The organism is uncultured Eudoraea sp. (genome assembly GCF_947490415.1).
Lineage (GTDB): Bacteria > Bacteroidota > Bacteroidia > Flavobacteriales > Flavobacteriaceae > Eudoraea.
Window position 1 is genome coordinate 231,100 of record NZ_CANLGX010000003.1, and the last position, 20,689, is coordinate 251,788.

At 36.2% G+C, this 20,689-nt stretch carries 18 protein-coding genes; 15 read left to right on the forward strand and 3 right to left on the reverse strand.

Features of this window, described 5'->3' with window-relative positions; genetic code table 11:
• Nucleotides 1-34: 34 nt before the first annotated feature.
• The gene (locus Q0874_RS09285) at nucleotides 35-1,213 is read left to right on the forward strand and encodes a YaiO family outer membrane beta-barrel protein (protein WP_299162210.1); all 1,179 of its coding nucleotides are present in this window, start codon (nucleotides 35-37) and stop codon (nucleotides 1,211-1,213) included.
• A 440-nt stretch (nucleotides 1,214-1,653) separates the two neighbouring features.
• Here the strand turns inward: Q0874_RS09285 and Q0874_RS09290 are convergent, their stop codons facing one another.
• Complete coding sequence (locus Q0874_RS09290) at nucleotides 1,654-2,517, reverse strand: RNA polymerase sigma factor RpoD/SigA (protein WP_297703846.1); 864 nt, start codon at nucleotides 2,515-2,517, stop codon at nucleotides 1,654-1,656.
• Between the two features lie 191 nt (nucleotides 2,518-2,708).
• Between Q0874_RS09290 and Q0874_RS09295 the strand changes: the two genes are divergently transcribed.
• From Q0874_RS09295 to Q0874_RS09315, 5 genes are all read left to right on the forward strand, one after another.
• Complete coding sequence (locus tag Q0874_RS09295; protein WP_299162212.1) at nucleotides 2,709-3,218, forward strand: DUF6155 family protein; 510 nt, start codon at nucleotides 2,709-2,711, stop codon at nucleotides 3,216-3,218.
• Nucleotides 3,219-3,284: 66 nt separating this feature from the next.
• Nucleotides 3,285-4,214 carry a glyoxylate/hydroxypyruvate reductase A gene (locus tag Q0874_RS09300; RefSeq protein ID WP_299162214.1) on the forward strand — a complete coding sequence of 310 codons (930 nt, stop codon included), beginning with the start codon at nucleotides 3,285-3,287 and terminating at the stop codon, nucleotides 4,212-4,214.
• A 119-nt stretch (nucleotides 4,215-4,333) separates the two neighbouring features.
• Nucleotides 4,334-5,845 (forward strand): DEAD/DEAH box helicase family protein, encoded by a 1,512-nt coding sequence (locus tag Q0874_RS09305; RefSeq protein WP_299163227.1) that lies wholly within the window; start codon nucleotides 4,334-4,336, stop codon nucleotides 5,843-5,845.
• Between the two features lie 98 nt (nucleotides 5,846-5,943).
• Entirely contained in the window at nucleotides 5,944-7,191 is a 1,248-nt protein-coding gene (locus Q0874_RS09310; RefSeq protein ID WP_299162217.1) for a glycosyltransferase family 4 protein, read from the forward strand.
• A 95-nt stretch (nucleotides 7,192-7,286) separates the two neighbouring features.
• Nucleotides 7,287-8,126, forward strand: a complete 840-nt coding sequence (locus Q0874_RS09315; protein WP_299162219.1) for a 1,4-dihydroxy-2-naphthoyl-CoA synthase — start codon at nucleotides 7,287-7,289, stop codon at nucleotides 8,124-8,126.
• A 27-nt stretch (nucleotides 8,127-8,153) separates the two neighbouring features.
• Here the strand turns inward: Q0874_RS09315 and Q0874_RS09320 are convergent, their stop codons facing one another.
• Nucleotides 8,154-9,308 (reverse strand): ATP-grasp domain-containing protein, encoded by a 1,155-nt coding sequence (locus Q0874_RS09320; protein WP_299162222.1) that lies wholly within the window; start codon nucleotides 9,306-9,308, stop codon nucleotides 8,154-8,156.
• 516 nt (nucleotides 9,309-9,824) lie between these two features.
• Between Q0874_RS09320 and Q0874_RS09325 the strand changes: the two genes are divergently transcribed.
• The 5 genes from Q0874_RS09325 to Q0874_RS09345 are packed head-to-tail and all read left to right on the forward strand — an operon-like array spanning nucleotide 9,825 to nucleotide 14,880.
• Nucleotides 9,825-10,697, forward strand: coding sequence for a pirin family protein (locus Q0874_RS09325; RefSeq protein ID WP_299162226.1), 873 nt, complete (start codon nucleotides 9,825-9,827; stop codon nucleotides 10,695-10,697).
• 45 nt (nucleotides 10,698-10,742) lie between these two features.
• Nucleotides 10,743-12,284 (forward strand): VCBS repeat-containing protein, encoded by a 1,542-nt coding sequence (locus tag Q0874_RS09330; RefSeq protein ID WP_299162228.1) that lies wholly within the window; start codon nucleotides 10,743-10,745, stop codon nucleotides 12,282-12,284.
• Between the two features lie 15 nt (nucleotides 12,285-12,299).
• Entirely contained in the window at nucleotides 12,300-12,689 is a 390-nt protein-coding gene (locus tag Q0874_RS09335; protein WP_299162231.1) for a hypothetical protein, read from the forward strand.
• Nucleotides 12,690-12,746: 57 nt separating this feature from the next.
• Nucleotides 12,747-13,421 carry a peptidoglycan recognition family protein gene (locus Q0874_RS09340; protein WP_299162233.1) on the forward strand — a complete coding sequence of 225 codons (675 nt, stop codon included), beginning with the start codon at nucleotides 12,747-12,749 and terminating at the stop codon, nucleotides 13,419-13,421.
• The gene (locus Q0874_RS09345) at nucleotides 13,411-14,880 is read left to right on the forward strand and encodes a M14 metallopeptidase family protein (protein WP_299162236.1); all 1,470 of its coding nucleotides are present in this window, start codon (nucleotides 13,411-13,413) and stop codon (nucleotides 14,878-14,880) included. Before Q0874_RS09340 ends, Q0874_RS09345 begins: the two co-directional genes overlap by 11 nt.
• Before the next feature lie 441 nt (nucleotides 14,881-15,321).
• On the opposite strand, the gene Q0874_RS09350 is transcribed toward Q0874_RS09345, so the two are convergent.
• Entirely contained in the window at nucleotides 15,322-16,413 is a 1,092-nt protein-coding gene (locus tag Q0874_RS09350) for a VWA domain-containing protein (RefSeq protein WP_299162239.1), read from the reverse strand.
• 328 nt (nucleotides 16,414-16,741) lie between these two features.
• Between Q0874_RS09350 and Q0874_RS09355 the strand changes: the two genes are divergently transcribed.
• From Q0874_RS09355 to moaA, 4 genes are read left to right on the forward strand one after another with little or no spacing between them, the layout of a single operon-like run.
• Nucleotides 16,742-17,203, forward strand: coding sequence for a (2Fe-2S)-binding protein (locus Q0874_RS09355; protein WP_299162242.1), 462 nt, complete (start codon nucleotides 16,742-16,744; stop codon nucleotides 17,201-17,203).
• A gap of 24 nt (nucleotides 17,204-17,227) precedes the next feature.
• A complete protein-coding gene (locus Q0874_RS09360; RefSeq protein ID WP_299162245.1) occupies nucleotides 17,228-19,399 on the forward strand; it encodes a molybdopterin cofactor-binding domain-containing protein in 2,172 nt (723 codons plus the stop codon).
• 1 nt (nucleotide 19,400) lies between these two features.
• A complete protein-coding gene (locus Q0874_RS09365; protein WP_299162248.1) occupies nucleotides 19,401-19,646 on the forward strand; it encodes a MoaD/ThiS family protein in 246 nt (81 codons plus the stop codon).
• 38 nt (nucleotides 19,647-19,684) lie between these two features.
• Complete coding sequence (gene moaA / locus Q0874_RS09370; RefSeq protein ID WP_299162251.1) at nucleotides 19,685-20,668, forward strand: GTP 3',8-cyclase MoaA; 984 nt, start codon at nucleotides 19,685-19,687, stop codon at nucleotides 20,666-20,668.
• Nucleotides 20,669-20,689 lie beyond the last annotated feature (21 nt).

Sequence of the window (20,689 nt, forward strand, 5' to 3'; positions counted from 1 at the left end):
AGGGTTATTTCTGTTGTTTTTCCTTCAAAAAGGCATGACACAGGACCTGGCATATCAGGGCAATCAGGATAATTCATTCTTTATTGCCCGCGATCTTGCTTTTGAAGGATATCATGGAATGGCCAGAGACACCTTACGGCTTATTCTTTCTAAATACCCGGATTATACCGATGTGAGAAACCTACTTGCAAAAACATACAGTTGGGATGGCAATCATAATGAAGCCAGGAAGCATTTCAATAAAATAACTTCAGTAGAAAGACAGAATAAGGAAGTGTGGATAGCTGCTATCAAAAATGAAATGTATGCGAAGAATTATACCATCGCCTTAGGTCTGGCAAACAAAGCACTAACTTTTATAAAAGATGATTCTGATTTGCAGAATTTACGCAATGATATTGTAAATGAAATTTACAGCAAACAAAATGCAACTGAAACGAGTGCCGAAGATGAATTAAAGGAAACAGAGGCTAAATCATACAAGAATAGAATAGGAATTGTTAATTCCTTAGATGTATTTGATATCGTATACGACCCTATGCTTTATTCCGGGGTGGAGTATATTCGCGAAACTGAAATTGGAAAAATAATACCCAGGGTAAATTACAGCAACCGTTTTAATATCAATGGATTACAATATGAGATGGATTTCTATCCAAAAATTTCAAAAACCTTCTATGCCTATACGAATTATGGGTATTCTAATTCGAGGATTTTTCCAAACCATAGAGCAGGGGCTGAACTTTTTGCTAATCTCCCAAAAGCGCTGGAAGTATCAGCGGGAATGCGCTATTTGGATTTCGTAACCAGCCGGGCTATAATTTATACCGGTTCTTTAGGGCTATATAACGGGGATTATTATTTTTCTTTAAGACCGTACATTACCCCAAGAACAGATGGGCCTATTGGTGTCTCCGGAAGTCTTTTAGCCCGAAAGTATTTTCAGGATCGTGAAAATTATTTTGGGATAAACCTGATATTGGGTTATTCGCCTGAAATTAAGCAACTCATCTCTGATAGTGATATAGTACTTGCAGAGACACTGCTTTTTGTGGAATCTCAGCAACTTCTTTTCGAATACCAGTTTACCGCCAAAAGTTTTACGAACAGCTACAGAGCCAGCCTAGGCATAACAAGACAGGAATTAGTATTTGACCCGGGTAAATTCTTTTTGGCGCTTTCTGCCGGATTTAGATATCATACAAAGTTCTAATTCCTTTCCTGACCAATACAAATTGATAGTTTACAACAAAATTTACTGGCTTCACCACATTTAATTGGGTAATATTATTGGATTTTTTACGTTTACTATATGATTATTGATACCCAAATCTCAATAATGTAAAAACCAATCTTACCATGTTATACGACACCTACGGGGAGGAGTATTTAAATTTCCTCCAAGATTTGAATGAAATTTTAAGTTTAAACGAATTAGCCGAATTGGACTATTTATAGACCACTCGGCTTTTTCTTTTTAAAAATTATTATTATGGCAAACCAGAATCAAGACAATACCGCGTATTTAAATTTCATTGAGGATCTTAATGAAATTCTATTGGATTACAATATTCACAAACTAAGCTGTTCTTAAGTGTTTTATTTAACAGATTATTAGTTAAAGCCTGGTTTTACCGGGCTTTATTTTTGTTTTTAACCTAAATAGGTTTTAAGCAGCTTACTTCTGGAATTATGACGTAATTTTCGAATTGCCTTTTCCCGTATTTGTCTAACCCTTTCTCTGGTAAGGTCAAATGTTTGTCCAATCTCAGCAAGGGTCATCGACTGTTGGTCGCCAATACCATAATAAAGTTTGACAACATCTGCTTCTCTTGGCGACAAGGTCTCTAAAGCCCGGTTTATTTCCGTATTAAGGGATTGCTGCATCAGATCTTTATCGGGTCTGGGAGATTCACCAGATCGCATAACATCATATAAATTGGAATCCTCACCTTCTTTAAGAGGTGCATCCATAGAAACATGTCTGCCTGAATTTTTTATGGACTGCTTTACTTCACTAACACTCATTTCCAGTTCGGTTGCAATTTCCTCAGCAGAAGGAGGTCTTTCATGCGCTTGTTCTAAATAGGAAAAAGTCTTCTTAATTTTATTAATAGATCCAATTTTGTTCAAAGGCAATCTAACAACTCTAGATTGTTCCGCTAACGCTTGTAAAATAGATTGGCGAATCCACCAAACCGCATAGGAGATAAATTTAAATCCTCTGGTTTCATCAAATCTTTTGGCAGCCTTTACCAACCCTACATTACCTTCATTAATTAAATCGGGAAGCTTTAATCCTTGATTTTGATATTGTTTTGCCACGGAGACTACGAATCTCAAATTGGCATTTGTTAATTTTTCCAGTGCAGCCTGGTCGCCGGTCCTGATCTTCTGCGCTAATTCTACCTCTTCATTTGCCGTAATCAGTTCTATTTTACTGATATCTTGCAGGTATTTATCTAATGATTTTGATTCTCTATTAGTTACCTGCTTGATAATCTTAAGTTGCCTCATATATATTGTCTAGATTATTAGTTTATAATTTCTCAGTATAATGTTTTATTCTGTCTTTTCCAAACCTAAACCACTAATGTTTTACATAAATTATGACAGTTCCATATATCTGTTAAGGGCCTTATTTATTACTATTTTGCTTTACTTTATATGCTGATTAAAGCGAACAATACTATCTTTATAGCCGTATAATGAGTAAACGAGCGCTAAAAAAGTATTTGACGGGTCTTAAAAAGCCAGAATTAGAAGAGCAAATGGTTGATTTATATGACCGTTTCCCGGCTGTTAAACAATATTATGATTTTGTTTTTAATCCCAGAGAAGATAAATGGGTACAGGAGGCTAAAGTAAAAATCTCAAATGAATACTTTCCTCTTAAAAGAAAAAAAGCAAGAGCCAGAAGGTCAGTCGCACAAAAGTATATAAAGCAGTTTTTAAAATTGGGCATGGCTCCTTATTTAATAGCAGATGTTATGCTTTTTAACCTTGAAGTAGCACAATCATTTTCACGCGAACGCAACGTTCCTGATTCGTTTTATAAAAGCATGCTTAATTCATTTACACAGCTCATTCATCATGTTTCTTTTTATGAAATGCTCCCCGACTTTAAAGATCGAATTATAAAAGTATATAATACTACATTGGAACAAAAATGGGAGTATTCTGAGGGTTTTACCAGAGCACTGGATATAATTGATTAAGTCTGGAAAACTTAAAGCTCTGCCAACTAATTAAATGTTTGTTTATTTTAAAATTTTAGAACGTAAATGGCTATTGTAATTATAAGACAAGACAATAAAATAGATTCATGGAAGAAAGCTTTAAAGGCCAAAGCTCCGGATATCTCGATTTACAGCTATCTGGAAGAACACCCAAAAGAAGAAATTACTCTGGCTTGCGTTTGGAAACAGCCAGTCGATTCTCTAAAGCAATATCCCAACCTTAAATGTATTGCTTCATTGGGCGCCGGGGTCGATTTTATATTCAAAGACCAGTCCGTTCCTGAAAATATCCCAATAACTCGGGTAGTAGATCCCGTTTTGGCAAGTGATATGTCTGAATTTGTTTTGGCTTTGATACTTAGTTTTTTCAAAAACCTTAATAACTACAGGACAGATCAAATGAAGAAGGTATGGTACCCTCAGGAATATAAGAGGATTTCTGATGTTACTGTGGGAATTATGGGTATGGGAGCTTTAGGCGAGAAGCTCGCAGAAGACCTTATCAAAAACCGATTTAAAGTAATTGGATGGGCAACTTCGCCTAAAATTATTCCCGGTGTAGAAGTATACACCGGTGATAAAGAAAAAAACACCTTTCTGTCCAAGAGTAATATAGTTGTTTGTTTATTGCCATTAACCCGGGAAACTACTGGAATATTAAACAGTAAATTGTTTAAAGAGTTACCAAAACAATCCTATGTTATTAACGTTGCAAGAGGTGGTCATTTAGTAGATGAAGACCTGTTGGAATACATTAACAACGGACATCTGGCAGGAGCAGGATTAGATGTTTTTCATGAGGAACCACTTTCAGTCGAACATCCCTTTTGGACGCATCCAAAAATAAATATTACACCACATATTGCCAGTGTTTCTGATATTGAATCTGTAATACCACAATTATTAGAAAACTACGGAAGATTAAAAGAAGGATTGCCTTTGAATAATATAGTTAATCGTGAAAAGGGATATTAACTTGTAGTTTTCAGGTTTATAATTTCTTTTAAGTATAAAAAACATATAATTTTGCAAAATTGGAGTTACGACAACTTCAAGATAAGTATTTCCTTAAATCTATCAATGAAAATTCGCTTTTGCAGATACAAACAGATCAAATAGAAAAAAAACTTTACGATTACCAATTACAGGATCTGAATACAATATTTTCCTTTTTGGAGGAAGCTTCAGAAGATGTAAATCTACTCTATCAGCTACCGACAGGTGGTGGTAAGACCGTGGTTTTTTCCGAGATAGCCAAAAGATTTATAGCCAAAACTCAAAAAAAGGTAGTAGTTCTTACCCACAGGATTGAATTAAGTAACCAAACTTCCAGAATGCTGACCGGATTTGGCGTTAAGAACATGATCATTAATAGTGAAATTAAGGAATTAAAGGACCAGGATAATTTCATGTGCTTTGTGGCTATGGTTGAAACCCTTAATAACAGGCTGCAGGAAGAGATGATTGAGTTGGATAATGTGGGCTTGGTGATAATTGATGAAGCACATTATAATTCTTTCAGAAAGCTTTTTAAGTACTTTGAAAAATCGATTATTTTGGGGGTAACGGCTACACCCCTGAGCTCCAACATTAAGCTCCCGATGAAGGACAACTACAGTAAGTTAATTGTTGGGGAATCTATTGAATCGCTTATAAAAAAGAAGTTTCTTGCGAAGGCCAATATGTATAGCTATGATGTTAGTCTACGTTCATTAAAGCTTGGGATTAGTGGAGATTATACCGTAAAATCTTCCGATGAATTGTATGGGAATCAAAGCATGTTGGTTAAATTATTAAGTGCCTATGAGGAGATTGCCAAGGGAACAAAAACCTTGATTTTTAATAATGGTATAAACACGTCGCGTTATGTATATGAAACTTTTAAAAAAGCCGGCTATCCCATTAAACACTTAGATAATAAGAATAGTGCCTCAGAACGAAGGGAAATCTTAGAATGGTTTTCAGAAACCCAAGATGCTATTTTGACTTCGGTAAGTATTTTAACAACCGGATTTGATGAACCAACCGTAGAGACCATTATCCTAAACCGGGCGACAAGATCATTGACTCTTTATTTTCAAATGATAGGAAGAGGATCTCGTATTCTTGAAAATAAAACAGATTTCACGGTTGTGGATATGGGAAATAATGCATCTCGTTTTGGAATGTGGGACGCACCCATTGACTGGCAGGAAATATTTCACTTTCCGGATTTTTTCCTTGAAAACATTAAGAATGATGAGGATATAGAACGTGAATTTGTATATACCATGCCTCCCGAATTAAGGGCTGAATTTGCTAATTCTACCCAAATTGATTTTGATGTTAAAGCCGAATATAAAAAGGTGTTTGCACAGGGTCTGAAGTCTAAAACTGTACTTGAACGCAGTATAGAACAGCATGCCCAAATATGTGTTGAAAATAGTGAAGATGTTTTTGATGCAAGAATTCTGGCCAAAAAGCTTAAAGAAGAAATCTCCTATCGGGTGAGGCAATATTCATATTGTATTATGAACAATACAAAGAATTATAAAGAATGGTTGGAAGAAGATTATGAACGTAAACTGCGCTTGAATATATCCCAAAAATTTGCGTCAAGGATGTGATTTTTACAGCTATAAGTAGCTAAAGCCAGCCATAATATACCTGAACAATGTTAATTAATTTATTAGGGTATTTTTCTTAGTTAACCGTATATAGAGCTATGCATTCAAACAAAGTGTTGATTCTTGGTCTAACCTGGCCGGAACCTAAGACAACGGCGGCAGGAATCAGGATGATGCAATTAATTCATTGGTTTTTAGAAAAAAAATTTCAAATTACTTTTGCCAGTACCGCTGCCTTTAATGAGTATTCTGAAAATTTAACGGCGTACGGGGTTGATCAGCAATCCGTAAAACTAAACCATCATAGCTTTGATGAGTTTGCTCAGCGATTAAATCCTTCTATAGTTGTTTTCGACCGTTATATTATGGAGGAACAATTTGGTTGGAGGATAGCGGAAAATTTACCCGATGCGCTTCGGGTTTTGGATACTGAAGACCTTCATTCGCTTAGATCCGCGAGAGAAAAAAATTTCTCTGTTCAAAAAGAATTTAATATTTCCGATTGGCTAAGTCTGGATATTACAAAAAGAGAACTGGCAAGTATTTTCCGTTCAGATTTATCGTTGATTATTTCCGAATTTGAGATTAAACTACTAAAAGATATAGTTAAGGTAGATGAGAGTTTACTTTTCCATCTGCCTTTTATGTACGAACAATTAAACGAAAGTATTACTAAGAATTGGCCACCCTTTGATAAAAGACAACATTTTGTATTCATCGGAAACGGGAAACATGCCCCAAATATAGATGCAATTTCATGGCTAAATACCGAAATATGGCCATTAATTAGGGAATCACTACCGGAATCAGAATTGCATATTTATGGTCCATATATGCCGGAAAGAGTTCGAAAAATGGAAAGCCCTAAAACAGGGTTTAGAATTAAAGGATGGGTAAGGGATGCAGCTTCTATAATGGCTCAGGCAAAGCTTAATCTGATACCATTGCGTTTTGGTGCCGGATTAAAGGGAAAACTGTTGGATGGTTTTATAAACGGAACACCTAACGTTACAACTTCTATTGGAATGGAAGGGATAGGTAATTCTGAAGAATTAAACCTTTTTACACAGGACGAAGCCATAGGTTTTTCTAAACGAGCTATTGAACTTTACCGGAGTAAGTATAAATGGAAGGAAACCCAAAATTTGGGCACAGATGTGATAAACAAACATTTTAACAAGGTAGTTTTTGGAGAAAGACTTAATAAGAAAATTATAGAATTAGATAAAAACCTGAATCAACATAGAGCAACCAACATTATTGGGGGCATTTTGGCACATAAAACTTTGCAGAGCACTAAATATTTATCCAAATGGATTGAAGCCAAAAACAATTTGTTACAATAAAAAACTCGACGTTAATAAGACAAAGACCTTATAAAAATAAAAGGACATTAACAGTACAAGCCTTATCTTTAATGCGTACATAGAAATACTCTGATATGAACATAGACTGGAAAACCGTTAAAACTTTTGAAGATATAACCTATAAAAAAAGCAATGGTGTGGCTCGTATTGCTTTTAATCGACCTGATGTACGAAACGCGTTCAGGCCTAAAACTACAAGCGAGTTATATGAAGCTTTTTATGATGCGCAAGAGGACACTTCTATTGGTGTAGTATTGCTTTCCGCTGAAGGGCCTTCGTCCAAAGACGGCGTCTATGCGTTTTGTAGCGGGGGAGATCAAAAATCCAGGGGACACAAAGGTTATGTGGGTGATGATGGAATGCATAGGCTGAATATCCTGGAAGTACAACGCTTAATTCGCTTTATGCCAAAAGTGGTTATTGCAGTAGTGCCCGGGTGGGCTGTAGGAGGAGGACATAGTTTGCATGTGGTTTGTGATCTTACCCTGGCGAGTAAAGAACATGCTGTTTTTAAACAAACAGATGCTGATGTTACAAGTTTTGACGGGGGGTATGGCTCGGCTTACCTGGCTAAAATGGTTGGGCAGAAGAAAGCCCGTGAAATTTTCTTTTTAGGAAGAAGTTATACCGCACAGGCGGCATATGAAATGGGTATGGTTAATGCGGTAATACCTCATGAGGAGCTAGAGGAGACCGCTTTTGAATGGGCTCAGGAAATATTGGCAAAATCGCCTACTTCCATTAAAATGTTGAAGTTTGCGATGAATCTTACAGACGACGGAATGGTTGGTCAGCAAGTCTTTGCCGGCGAAGCCACCAGATTGGCATATATGACAGAAGAAGCAAAAGAAGGCAGAAATGCATTTTTAGAAAAGAGAAAACCTGATTTTGGAACTGATAAATGGATTCCATAAAGTTAGCTAAGGTTTATTTTGATGAAATTACACCCTTGGCTTCCTTAGTTTTTGAAGTAAAATGTTTTTTGTTCGCCAAATAAAATGATAAATCATTGGTATTGGATCTTTAATGGCAAATTTAAAAGGAGTATTGTTCCAGATGAATTTGAAATTAAATAGGAGCCGCGGATCCTTGCTAACGCTTTTTACTAAGCCTTGTAAGTTTAAATAGTTAAGCTCTGAATAAGCCGGAACTTCAAAATTTATACCTAGGGCATTTAGACAATATAAGTAAGGGAAATTAACGCCCGCAATAGCTGAGGCATCAGTGGTTAGCCAATATCGTGGGTTAATTTCCAATATTTGCACAAGATCTCTTTCCTGATCATATATCATATCAATATTTGCAACACCAGACCAGTTTAAGGATTTCATCAGTTTCTTTGCTAATTCCAAAGCCTTATCCTCCTTAATAAATTGCAATCCAATTTGAGGTGAATATGGTATGTTGTTATATAAATTGCCTTTTTGAATTGTAGTAGCCAAAATTCGGCCTTGTGAACATAGAACATTACACCCAAGATCAAAACCATCAATATATTCCTGCAATAATATTGAATGAACTGGATTTTTATTATTAATATATTGTTTTAGTTCTTCTTTGGAATTAATTTTTTGAATTCCTATGCCACCTCCTGTATTTACAGTTGGTTTTATTAGACATGGAAATTGAAAATTAAATTTATCTATATTGTTAAACTCCTCCGGTTTTATAAGAATACTATTAGGTCCGTTAATCAAATTATTCTTCATATGCTCTGCAAGAGACCATTTATTTAAGGCCTTATTTAATGAGGTTAAGGGGGGAAGAGCAACCAACGCACATTCATTACTCAATGAATTTTTATTCAAATTTAATTTCATGATCCCATCATTAAATATGGGCATCAAAACATCAATTTTATATTTGGTTATTTCTTTGTTAATATTGGATATCCAAAGGGAATCATCTGTGGTTATTGGATAGTATGAATAACTACATATCCTGTTGGAATACCGAAGGGCAGCGTATTTTTCATCATTGGACATCACATGCACTTTGATGCCTTTAACCAGGGAAAGACAATTCAAGACTAGCATTAAATATTTGCTTTCTCCATCTGGGATTAACACAGAAAATTGATGCTCATCTTTTTTCATCTCCGGCAATCAGTTTGAATTAATATTCTATACTAAGGTGTTCCTTAAACTCCAATAAAGAAAGCTTTACTGAACATCATAAAATTATGAACTTAACTAATAGCGAGCACATAATTATGGTTTAAAGACAAAATATATGAGATAATCTGTTATTCTAGCAGATAATAGGTATTCGTGTAAGCAATAAGATTGAAGTTGTTAAAACTAAAAAGAGCCCTGCCAACTAAGACAAGACTCTTTTACGAGAACACTATATGAAAATGAAAAAATTAACTTCTTGTTATTTACACTGTAAACATACAGCCAACCTTTCTGAAAATATAATTATTGTTGTGAGCAATCATAGATTTGTGGTAAACAGAGCAATTCCTGTTATTTAATCGCAAAATGGAGCCTCAATTATGTAATGGCTGTTAAATTTCATACAATTCTCACTTAAGGAATCTTTTGTTGAATTTTATTACCTTAACTTTTTTTATTAATAACCCATTCATTTAGAATATAAAAATTGATTGGATGTCTAATATAGGATTGATAATTGCGGAAAGGAGCAGGGATATTGGAGACTTTCTGGTTGGGAGATTAATACCCTTTCGCAAAAAGCGAATGATAGGTCCATTTATTTTTATCGATCATATGGGTCCCACTAGTTTGGGCCCCGAAAAATATATGGATGTTGATCAACACCCGCATATCGGACTGGCCACACTAACTTTTATGTTAGAAGGAGAAATCATGCACGAAGACAGTTTGGGTACAAAGCAACGAATTACACCCGGTTCCGTAAATTGGATGATAGCAGGTAAAGGAGTTTCCCATACAGAGCGCACCCCCGCTGATCTAAGGGATGGGAGAAGTTTAGTTACCCACGGATACCAAATATGGGTCGCTTTACCAAAGGAGTTAGAGGATATAGCCCCACAATTTTATCACTTTGGTGCGGATGAACTTCCTCAATGGCACATTGGTAGTACAACCTTTAAATTAATAGCTGGTAATGGCTACGGTAAGTCATCGCCTGTACCCGTTCATTCCCCTTTATTTATGGTAGAAATAAAGACGGTTGAAGATTATGTGTTGGACACATCAAACGAATTATATGGAGAAATTGGAATTTGCATAGTAGAAGGCGCTATAGTGGCTTGTGATAATGAAATTAATAAAGGCAATATCCTGGTCTCCAAAGTTTCAGATGTTTGCAACGTTAAAGTCAAGGCCAATTCCCATATTTTGTTGTTTGGGGGAGAGCCATTTAGCGAGGAACGGCATATATATTGGAATTTTGTCTCTCATGACAAAAATAAAATTGATGAAGCTAAACAGGCATGGAAGAATAAGACTTTTCCAATGATGCAAACAGACAGAACCTATGTGCCACTTCCTCGTTAAACCCACAATTTTGTATTCTTATTTCTTAAAGGCTATCTTCATTCTATGATCAACTCGTATAACTTCTTTAAAAACTTCAAATACAGCGGTCTGGTATTCAGTATTTACATATTGCTGTGTAGTTGTAATTCTCCAAAAAAGGATAAAGCAGTCGTTCTATATGAAACCAATTGTACCAGTTGTCACATTCTTCCTGAAATAAATAGCTTGCCAAAGGATATTTGGTCAGAGAAAATACTTCCTGAAATGGGAGCAAGATTAGGGATAAGAGACTCGGGTTACAATCCCTATAAGGGACTTTCATTTGTAGAAATGGATGCGGTAATTAAAACCGGAATATTTCCTGGTAAACCCATGCTCAATATAAGCGATTGGGAACTCCTAAAAGAATATATTATAAGTAATGCCCCAGATTCATTGCCAGTAATAGGTAACCGTGTTACTCCTGAAGAATTATCACAGTTCACACCAACCAGGATTTCCCTGGATAGTACAAAAGGGGCATTTTTTACTTATATGGAATTTAAAAAGGAAAAAAAAGGACTCATGCTGGGTGATCTATATGGCAACTTATCTGAATACAGTTTTGCCGCTAAACAAAACAATCGTGTAGGTAGATTTGGAAGTCCGGTGGTTTCCATAGAAGAAGATGGCGATAATATGATTGTAGCTGCAATTGGAAGTATAAGACCTAGCGAATTATTTTCAGGCAGACTATTTGAAGTGAGTCCGGATACAATAAAGATTATTCCCGAGGCACTCCATCGCCCGGTGCATGTACTTGCTCATGATTTTGACAAGGATGGGATTAAAGAATTGGTTGTTAGTGAGTTTGGAGACATAAAAGGGCAGCTATCAATTTTTAGAAAAAGGACGGAAGAAGAAACCTATACAAAGCATATACTTTTAAATCAACCAGGTACAATAAAAGCTGAGATAAGTGATATGAATAATGACGGTAAGGATGATCTGGTAGTATTAACTGCCCAGGGGGATGAAGGGATCACCATACTTTATCAGGAAAATGATTTAAAATTCAGACCCGAAAAAGTAATCCGTTTTAGTCCTGTATATGGTAGTAGTGCGTTTCAAATGATTGATTATGATCATGATGGAGATGATGATATAATTACGGTGCACGGCGATAATGCGGACAAATCATTTGTGCCCAAGCCATATCATGGAATGCGCATTCATATTAACAATGGAAAAAATTCATTTACGGAGACCTACTTCTATCCTTTAAATGGTGCTACCGCCCTGGAAGCATTAGATTTCGATCAGGACGGAGATATAGATATTGCACTGGTAGCATCGTTCCCCGATTATCAAAATAAGCCAGATTTCTCATTTGTATATTTAGAAAATAAAAACGAACTTAATTTCAATTTTTCTGAATGTACCTTTAAAGATTCAAATAGTGGAAGATGGTTCTTAATAGATACCGGGGATGTTGATAATGATGGGGATGAAGATATTATTTTAAGTTCGTTTACTTATGCATTTACTCCTGTACCCGAATCTTTTTCCGATCGATGGAATGAGGAAAATGTTGATATAATGGTGTTGGAAAATATTTTAAAATAACTCAAACAATTAGCTATGCGCAAAGTCATTTTAATATTGCTAATGGGGTTACTTTTAGTATCATGTAAAAGTGAAGAAGTTATATGGAAATCGATTGAAGTTACGGCCTCAGCTTATAACTCATTGGAGAATCAAACCTCAGATCAACCTAATTTAGGGGCTTGGGGCGATACGCTTAAACCTGGCATGAAATGTATTGCAGTATCGCGTGATCTGTTATCGATAGGAATTGACCATAATACCAAAGTAAAAATTACGGGTTTAAAAGGAATCTACTTGGTAAAGGATAAAATGAATGAAAGATGGACAAATAAAATTGATATTTACATGGGAGAAAACATAAAGCAAGCCAGGGAATGGGGGTCTAAAAAAGTCACCATTCAATATGCGATTAACCCTGATTAATTACAAAATGCTCTATAAAAATAAACTGAACATAACAAAAGAGATTTCTCCGCCTGAATGAAGCAACTTCTTCTAATAATTATCACACTAATTTTTCTGTCCTGTTCAGCCTCAAAAGTAATTGTAGACAAACCAATTGTATTTAACGAGGAAAGAACTGAACTAACACGCACCTACTTATTGGAACGTTATGGACTGGAGCAGGAATCTCCGGTCATTTCACCCAAGATGATTGTATTACACTGGACAGTTATTCCCAGCCTGGAAGAGGCATTTGAGGCATTTGACCCAGCCACTTTACCCAATTGGCGACCTGATATAGAAAACGTAAGTGGACTGAATGTGTCCTCACAGTTTATGGTAGACAGGGATGGCACCATCTATAGTTTGATGCCCGAAACAAATATGGCAAGGCATGTCATTGGGCTGAATCATTGTGCAATAGGAGTTGAAAACGTTGGAGGCACTAAAGAGTTACCCTTGACAAGGGCCCAGTTAAAAGCAAATATTTGGTTGGTGGAATACCTAACCAATAAATATCCAATTGAGTATTTAATCGGACACTATGAGTATACAAATTTTGAAGACCATCCTTTATGGTTGGAGAAAGACAAAACCTACAGGACGGTAAAAACAGATCCGGGTAAAGATTTTATGAAAAAAGTACGTAAAGCAACCAAAAATCTTAATTTTAAACCCGTACCGAAAAAACCAGAAAATAATGACAATTAAATATCTAAATGTACTTCTTCTCATTATAATTGCTACTCAGCTATATGCTCAGCCGGTGGAGATAACAAATTCGCTATATGAGACATATGATTCTTATAAAGAACCTACTCTGAATAAAAGACGAATTAAACATCAAGAGCTGGTACCGCTTGTAAAAGGATACCGTAATAATCCCAAATTTGATGTTACCACTGTTGGAAGCTCCATTGAAGGCAGAACACTATCCCTTATCAGTATAGGTAAAGGTGAAACTGATGTCTTTTTATGGTCACAAATGCACGGTGATGAACCAACAGCAACTCAAGCCATATTTGATATCTTAAACTTTTTGGATAGTGATGATTTTAAAGATGAAAAAGAGGAGATATTAAAAAATCTAAGACTTCACTTTTTACCTATGCTAAATCCTGATGGTGCCGAGGTCTTTCAAAGAAGAAATACTCTTGGGATAGATATTAACCGGGATGCACTAAGACTCCAATCTCCCGAAAGTAAAACCCTTAAACGGGTTCGGGATAGTCTAAGTGCTAACTTTGGTTTTAATCTTCATGATCAGAGTACGTACTATAATGCGGAACGCACTAATAAACCCGCCACTGTATCATATCTGGCTCCAGCATATAATTATGAGAAAGATATAAATGAGGTTAGAGGCAATGCCATGAAAGTTATTGTTTATATGAACAATATCATTCAGAAATATGCCCCGGGACAAGTTGGAAGATATAACGACGATTTTGAACCAAGAGCCTTTGGAGATAATATTCAAAAGTGGGGGACAAGCACAATTTTAATTGAATCTGGCGGCTATCCCGGGGATATTGAAAAACAGGAAATACGAAAGTTGAATTACGTCTCTATTCTGTCTGCAATTTATACTATTGCCAAAGGAAATTATAAAGATATCAATCTGGAGGATTATGAAAAAATACCGGAAAATGATCGTAAACTTTTTGATTTAAAAATAGAAGGAGTTAGCTATGAATTGATGGGCTCAGAATATATTCTTGATTTGGGTATTCAAAGACCTGAAGTGGATATGGAGGGGCATAACGATTTTTGGTATAGCAGCAGAATAATAGATCAGGGAGATCTTTCGACCTATTATGGATATAAGACTTTTAATGCCGCGGGCTATAAACTTAAACCGGGAAAGATATATCCAAAGACAGTGAAGTCAATTCAGGAGCTGAACAAGTTGAATCCCATGGAATTATTAAAATCCGGATACACTTACATCAGAGTGGAACAACTTGACGAAAATTCCTTAAACTCACCAATCCCTTTACATATTATTTCAACAACCTATAAAGTTCCCAAATTTAATCTCTCCGTCGGTAAAAATCCAACTTTTCTGCTAGCCAAGGATCAGAAAATTGAAAAAGCAGTGATCAATGGGTTTTTAGTAGATTTAGAAACTGGTGCTACCGATTTTGTAAATGCTATGATCTATAAATAAGTTAATTCTTAGATCTAAGGCCTTACTACTTACACTTTGTTTATCTCTTCTAAGCCTAGGGTTATATGTTACCGTTGAATAGATAACTATAATTAGTGGTAAGATGGGAAGCATTTGAAAGTAAGATTACCAACATAGTAAACAAAGCAACTACTATTGATGAAAATACTAAGAGAACGACACTTTTATACCATCTGGATAATGGTCCTATTGCACTCTGACTGATAATTTCGTTTACTACATCCATGATTTCTTTTTTTAGCGTTACACATTTTTTAATACATTTTAGGATGACTTTAAGTTGCAACAGTTCATTGGGGTTGTTACATATTAAACAAGTTATGTCCCAAAAACCCTACTTTGCGAGAATATATTTTTGATAATCCAAAAAAAAAGAGGTGCCAAATAGCACCTCTTTAATTGTCTTATATTATTAAGTTTTTACTCACAGCCTCCGGTAAAGCCAGAGGTGTCAAATTTAGTCTGTACAGCTCCCTGCAGGCTGCCATTACTCACTTGTATAGCCAGATTATTTTCCCCACTGCCATCTCGTTTTGGGGTACAATATTCAAAGAGGTAAAAACTATTTGACTGTTCGGTTACCCTAAGTGAAATATCATTAAAAGTTGTTTCAAGTTCTTCCTTGTTACCGGCAAAAACGCTCGAAGTTTTACCAATTTTCATTAGTATTTCAGTATCAATTTCAGATCCTAAGCCAATTGCAAAAAAAGAAATATTACTATTAGATTCATCTACTTTTTTTAAGGCTTCTTCTTCACTATATCGCGAAGCCTGGTCAGTGCCATCAGTAAAAACTACTACTGAAGTAGCGCCAATAATACTATTGTTTGTGCTTTCGTTAAGTAATTCGGAAGCAATATTCGTAGATTTAATTACCGCTCCGTATAAATCAGTTGAGGGATCATTGCTAATTGTAGTTGTTATACCTGCTATTGCAGCTATCAATTCGTCCCTGGAGGCAGTTAAGGGATTCAATAAATGTAGTTCATCTTCCCCGTCAAACCAATAAATAGCCATTTTAAACGAGTCTTCCTCTATCGTGGGCATTACATTGTTTATAAAACTAGTGGTTGCAGATTTTAACTCATCCAAACTACTGCTAAGTACACTATTACTAAGGTCGAGTACCAATAAAGTACTGTTATTAAAAATTTGTGAATTAGGCGAAATACGGGCATAAGACTCAGAGGCAGATATGGTATTAAAACATTCGTCGTTTCTTCCTTGCTCATAAATGGTAAATTGTTCTGCAGTTAATCCCGGAACCGGATTTCCAATATTGTCAGAGACTTTAAAAAAAATAGATACTTTACCAGGTAAGGTGGTAAATTGATCCTGAATAGATAATACAAGATCGCTTTCACCAAGGTCAAGACAGTCATCAACAGGATTACCTAAACCAAGCGAACCAGCCTGGTTGATGTCAAAATTTACATCATCATCTGCATTTCCACAAGAAACGAATAGGATTAAAGCACATTGTAGACCTAGAAGTTTAATATAAGTTTTCATTTTCATAAATTTTGTTGTTCAAACAGCACAACGGCTAATTCTATTTAAAATTATGGGAGTATTTAAAAACTTTGTTAAATCTTGTTAAAACGGAATATAATTTTTTTGTAACTTAATATGTTTCTATGTTCTTACCATTAGGGAATGTTCTTATTTTAGCCGGTAAGAAATTCTTGCAAGGGTTAGCTGAAGAAGATTAAGAGATAAATTACCAGATTTGAAAATTCTTTTGCTTTTTAACATTTAACAATTTGTTAAATGGGCAAGAGTTATTTATAATTTTGATAACTTTAAGAAGTATTCTAATTACTCACTAAAAAACATTCATATGCCAACGTATCAATTAAATATTAATGGTGAATCGAGGTCAGTTGAAGTTAGCGAAGATACCCCGTTACTCTGGGTTTTACGCGATCATTTAGACCTCGTAGGAACAAAGTATGGTTGCGGCATTGCACTTTGTGGTTCATGTACAATTCATCTTGATGGAATTGCTGTCAGAAGTTGCGCTTTAACCTTGGCTCAGGTAGAGGGAAAATCTATAACCACCATAGAAGGTCTCTCTGAAGATGGTACTCATCCTGTTCAGGAAGCCTGGAAAGAGGTAGATGTTCCCCAATGCGGTTATTGCCAGTCCGGCCAGATAATGACTGCTTCAGCATTTCTTAAAAACAATCCGAATCCAACTGAAGATGAGATTAAAGATGCTATGCAGGGTAATATTTGCAGATGTGCGTCTTACACCAGAATTTATAAAGCAGTTGAAATAGCCGCCAGTAAAATGGCATAGTGAACCAGCAAAAAAAAAATCAAAATGTCTACACAAAAAACATCAATAACATTTAGCAGAAGATCCTTTATGAAAGCCAGCTCCCTGGCAGGAGGTGGATTAATAATTGGTTTTAACTTATTTAATGCCTGTAAGCCAAATGCCAAACCATCCATTGATTTGGCAAAATTAAACTACAATGATTTTAACGCTTTTATTAAAATAGCAGATAATGGGGCAGTGACTATATTTTCACCCAATCCTGAAGTTGGACAAGGAGTTAAAACCTCAATGCCTATGATAATTGCTGAGGAATTAGACGTGGCGTGGAAAGACGTTTATGTGAAGCAGGGTGTATTGGATACCAATAATTACACCAGGCAGGTGGCCGGAGGAAGCCAGTCTATTAGATTTGGCTGGGATGCCTTAAGGGAGACCGGGGCAACAGCAAGACAAATGCTCATTAATGCAGCGGCGGCGAGATGGGGGGTTGATCCATCTGAATGTACCACCAGTGAAGGTGTTATTAGTAATGCTGCAGGAGAAACATTGAGTTATGGCGAAGTTGTTAATGAAGCTGCAAACCTTGAGATACCTGAAGATGTTACTCTAAAAGAGGTAAAAGACTATAAGATAATTGGAAGCGATGTCACCAATGTTGATATCGATAAAATAGTTAAAGGTGAAAATCTTTATGGGTTCGATTTTAAAACTGAAGGTATGCTCATTGCCTGTGTAATGCGCCCTCCGGCTTTTGGTCAAAAACTGGAATCCTTTGATGATGCAGACGCGAAAGCTGTCGATGGAGTTACCGAGGTACTTAGTTTCGGAGATAAAATTGCCGTTTTGGCAAAAGATACCTGGTCGGCCATGAAAGGAAAAAATGCATTAAAGGCAGAATGGAAGACAGATACCAAATTAGAAAGTACTGAAGATCATGATAAATTATTACTGGGATTGTTAGACGGTAATAAATTTGAAACCCTTCGGAAAGACGGTGATATTAAGAAAGCTTTTGCACAGGCAGATGAAGTATTGGAAAGAACGTATGAATCTCCATTCCTGCCTCACAATTGTTTGGAACCTATGAACTTTTATGCGAACGTTACTCCGGATAAGATACATTTGGTAGGCCCTATTCAAACACCGGAAGGAACAGCCAAACATATCGCTGAAGTATTGGAGCGTGATTTTGAGGATGTCCATTTAGAGATGACCAGGATTGGTGGTGGTTTTGGCAGGAGGTTATATGGTGATTTTGCCGTGGAAGCAGCGGAGATTTCTAACAAGGCCAAAAAACCGGTAAAAGTTGTATTTACAAGAGAGGATGACATGGCGGATGGCATTTACAGACCGGCAATAAAATATAGAATAAAGGCAGCGGTTAAAGATGGGAAAATTACCGGATATCATTTAAAAGAAGCCGCCATTAATTCTAATATGTATGGCCTTATACCTAACTTTTTTCCTGCAGGCGCAATTGAAAATTATCAGGTAGATGTAGCCAATTATAAAAGTAATATCACAACCGGAGCTTGGAGAGCTCCATATACCAATTTTCTTGCCTTTGCAGAACAAAGCTTCTTTGATGAATTAGCGGAAATGATGGAAGTTGATAAGATACAACTCAGATTAGACCTGCTTCAGAAAGTGAAGGGCACAACCGACGAGCGAATTCAGTATTCACCGGAAAGAATGGAAAAAGTAATCAAAACAGCTGTAGAGAAATCAGGTTGGGGCACAAAACCTGAAGGTGTTTATCAGGGATTTGTAAATTATTATTGTCATAACAGTCATGTTGCGGAAGTGGCAGATGTAGTTTTGGAGGATGGCCAACCGGTGGTCAAAAAAATAACCTGCGTCGTTGATTGCGGAATTGTAATAAACCCCTTAGGAGCCTTAAATCAGATCGAAGGTGGTATAATTGATGGTATTGGCCATTCTATGTACGGAGATTTTACTTTCCAGGATGGAGTGCCACAGTCAGTTAATTTTGACAAATATCGACTCATTAGGATGAAAGAGGCACCCATAGTGGAAACTCATATGATTAAAAACGAGTTCTCTCCAACCGGACTTGGGGAGCCAACGCTGCCTCCTGCCGGTGCTGCAATTGCAAATGCCTTTAAGGCGGCAACGGGAAAAAGACTATATAATCAACCCTTTAGTAAATACCCCGAATTATTAACAGGGCCGGAAAAAGAAATCATTGGTTAATATGACGATTTTATTGTTTGGTATAACCAAGGATATAGTTGGTAGTTCATCGCTGTCAATGCCTGTTGCGAAATCTTTAAAGCTGAAGACTGTCGGGGAATTAAAAACATATCTTGGCAGCACTTATCCTGAATTAAATAGGCTAAGTTCTTTGGCTGTGGCCGTAAATAACAGTTATGCAGCTGATGATGTTGCCATAAATAATTTTGATGAAATTGCATTGATTCCACCGGTAAGCGGAGGTTAGTGCCTTTAAAATAAGTAAAATCTTATTCGGTGTATTAAATGCTATTAGACAACCACAATAGAAAAATTAATTACCTGCGCCTGGCCGTCACAGACCGATGTAATCTGAGATGTAATTACTGTATGCCTTCTGAAGGCATAGACTTTGCTAAAAAAGACAAGTTGTTGACCATGGAAGAGCTTTCAAAAATTGGTGAATTACTTGTTCAAATGGGGATTGATAAAATCAGGATAACAGGAGGAGAGCCATTTGTGAGAAAAGATTTGATGGCCCTGCTGAGGAACCTCAGGAATAACCCTGGGCTTAAGGATATTTCTATTACTACGAATGCGACTTTAATTGGCCCACACATTGATCAACTTAAAGAACTAGGCATTAAAAATGTTAATGTAAGTATGGACGCAATAAACCGGACTACATTTGAACGGATAACGCGGCGGAATCATTACGAAACTGTTCATAATAATCTAATACGTCTTATATCAGAAGGGTTTAATGTCCGAATTAATTTTATCGTCCTTGACAATCAGAATACTCAGGATATAATTCCAATTCTGGATTTACAAAAACATTACCCGGTAAGCGTTCGGTTCCTGGAAGAAATGCCATTTAATGGGGGATCTAAAAAATTCAATACCATAAAATGGGACTATAAAGCCATCTTATCCCATATTAGTAGTACATATCCTTCCTTTGAATTAATACAATCCCCAAAAACTTCTACCTCAATTAATTATAAAATAGCAGGTCATAAAGGGAATTTTGGAATTATTCCTTCGTTTAGCAGAACTTTTTGTGGTAGCTGTAACAGACTAAGAATAACTGCCCTGGGAGATGTTATTACCTGTTTGTATGGTCCTCCCAAAATTAATCTCAGAGAAATAATAAGAGGTAATTCTCCCGAATATAATATTAAACGAGCAATAGAAAGAGTCATTGGCAACAGAGCAATTACGGGCTTTGAGGCTCAGAAAGAACACAAAGGAGTATTTGATAATTCCATGACCTCCATAGGAGGATAATGATAACAGATCAAACGGACT

Bases quoted from the DNA above. Each gene is read 5' to 3' on its own strand.
- Q0874_RS09320 (WP_299162222.1), bottom strand. From the start codon at position 9,308: ATGAAAAAAGATGAGCATCAATTTTCTGTGTTAATCCCAGATGGAGAA.
- Q0874_RS09330 (WP_299162228.1), top strand. From the start codon at position 10,743: ATGATCAACTCGTATAACTTCTTTAAAAACTTCAAATACAGCGGTCTG.
- Q0874_RS09295 (WP_299162212.1), top strand. From the start codon at position 2,709: ATGAGTAAACGAGCGCTAAAAAAGTATTTGACGGGTCTTAAAAAGCCA.
- Q0874_RS09360 (WP_299162245.1), top strand. From the start codon at position 17,228: ATGTCTACACAAAAAACATCAATAACATTTAGCAGAAGATCCTTTATG.
- Q0874_RS09290 (WP_297703846.1), bottom strand. From the start codon at position 2,517: ATGAGGCAACTTAAGATTATCAAGCAGGTAACTAATAGAGAATCAAAA.
- Q0874_RS09340 (WP_299162233.1), top strand. From the start codon at position 12,747: ATGAAGCAACTTCTTCTAATAATTATCACACTAATTTTTCTGTCCTGT.
- Q0874_RS09325 (WP_299162226.1), top strand. From the start codon at position 9,825: ATGTCTAATATAGGATTGATAATTGCGGAAAGGAGCAGGGATATTGGA.
- Q0874_RS09350 (WP_299162239.1), bottom strand. From the start codon at position 16,413: ATGAAAACTTATATTAAACTTCTAGGTCTACAATGTGCTTTAATCCTA.
- Q0874_RS09345 (WP_299162236.1), top strand. From the start codon at position 13,411: ATGACAATTAAATATCTAAATGTACTTCTTCTCATTATAATTGCTACT.
- Q0874_RS09365 (WP_299162248.1), top strand. From the start codon at position 19,401: ATGACGATTTTATTGTTTGGTATAACCAAGGATATAGTTGGTAGTTCA.
- Q0874_RS09285 (WP_299162210.1), top strand. From the start codon at position 35: ATGACACAGGACCTGGCATATCAGGGCAATCAGGATAATTCATTCTTT.
- Q0874_RS09355 (WP_299162242.1), top strand. From the start codon at position 16,742: ATGCCAACGTATCAATTAAATATTAATGGTGAATCGAGGTCAGTTGAA.
- Q0874_RS09300 (WP_299162214.1), top strand. From the start codon at position 3,285: ATGGCTATTGTAATTATAAGACAAGACAATAAAATAGATTCATGGAAG.
- Q0874_RS09335 (WP_299162231.1), top strand. From the start codon at position 12,300: ATGCGCAAAGTCATTTTAATATTGCTAATGGGGTTACTTTTAGTATCA.
- moaA (WP_299162251.1), top strand. From the start codon at position 19,685: ATGCTATTAGACAACCACAATAGAAAAATTAATTACCTGCGCCTGGCC.
- Q0874_RS09315 (WP_299162219.1), top strand. From the start codon at position 7,287: ATGAACATAGACTGGAAAACCGTTAAAACTTTTGAAGATATAACCTAT.
- Q0874_RS09310 (WP_299162217.1), top strand. From the start codon at position 5,944: ATGCATTCAAACAAAGTGTTGATTCTTGGTCTAACCTGGCCGGAACCT.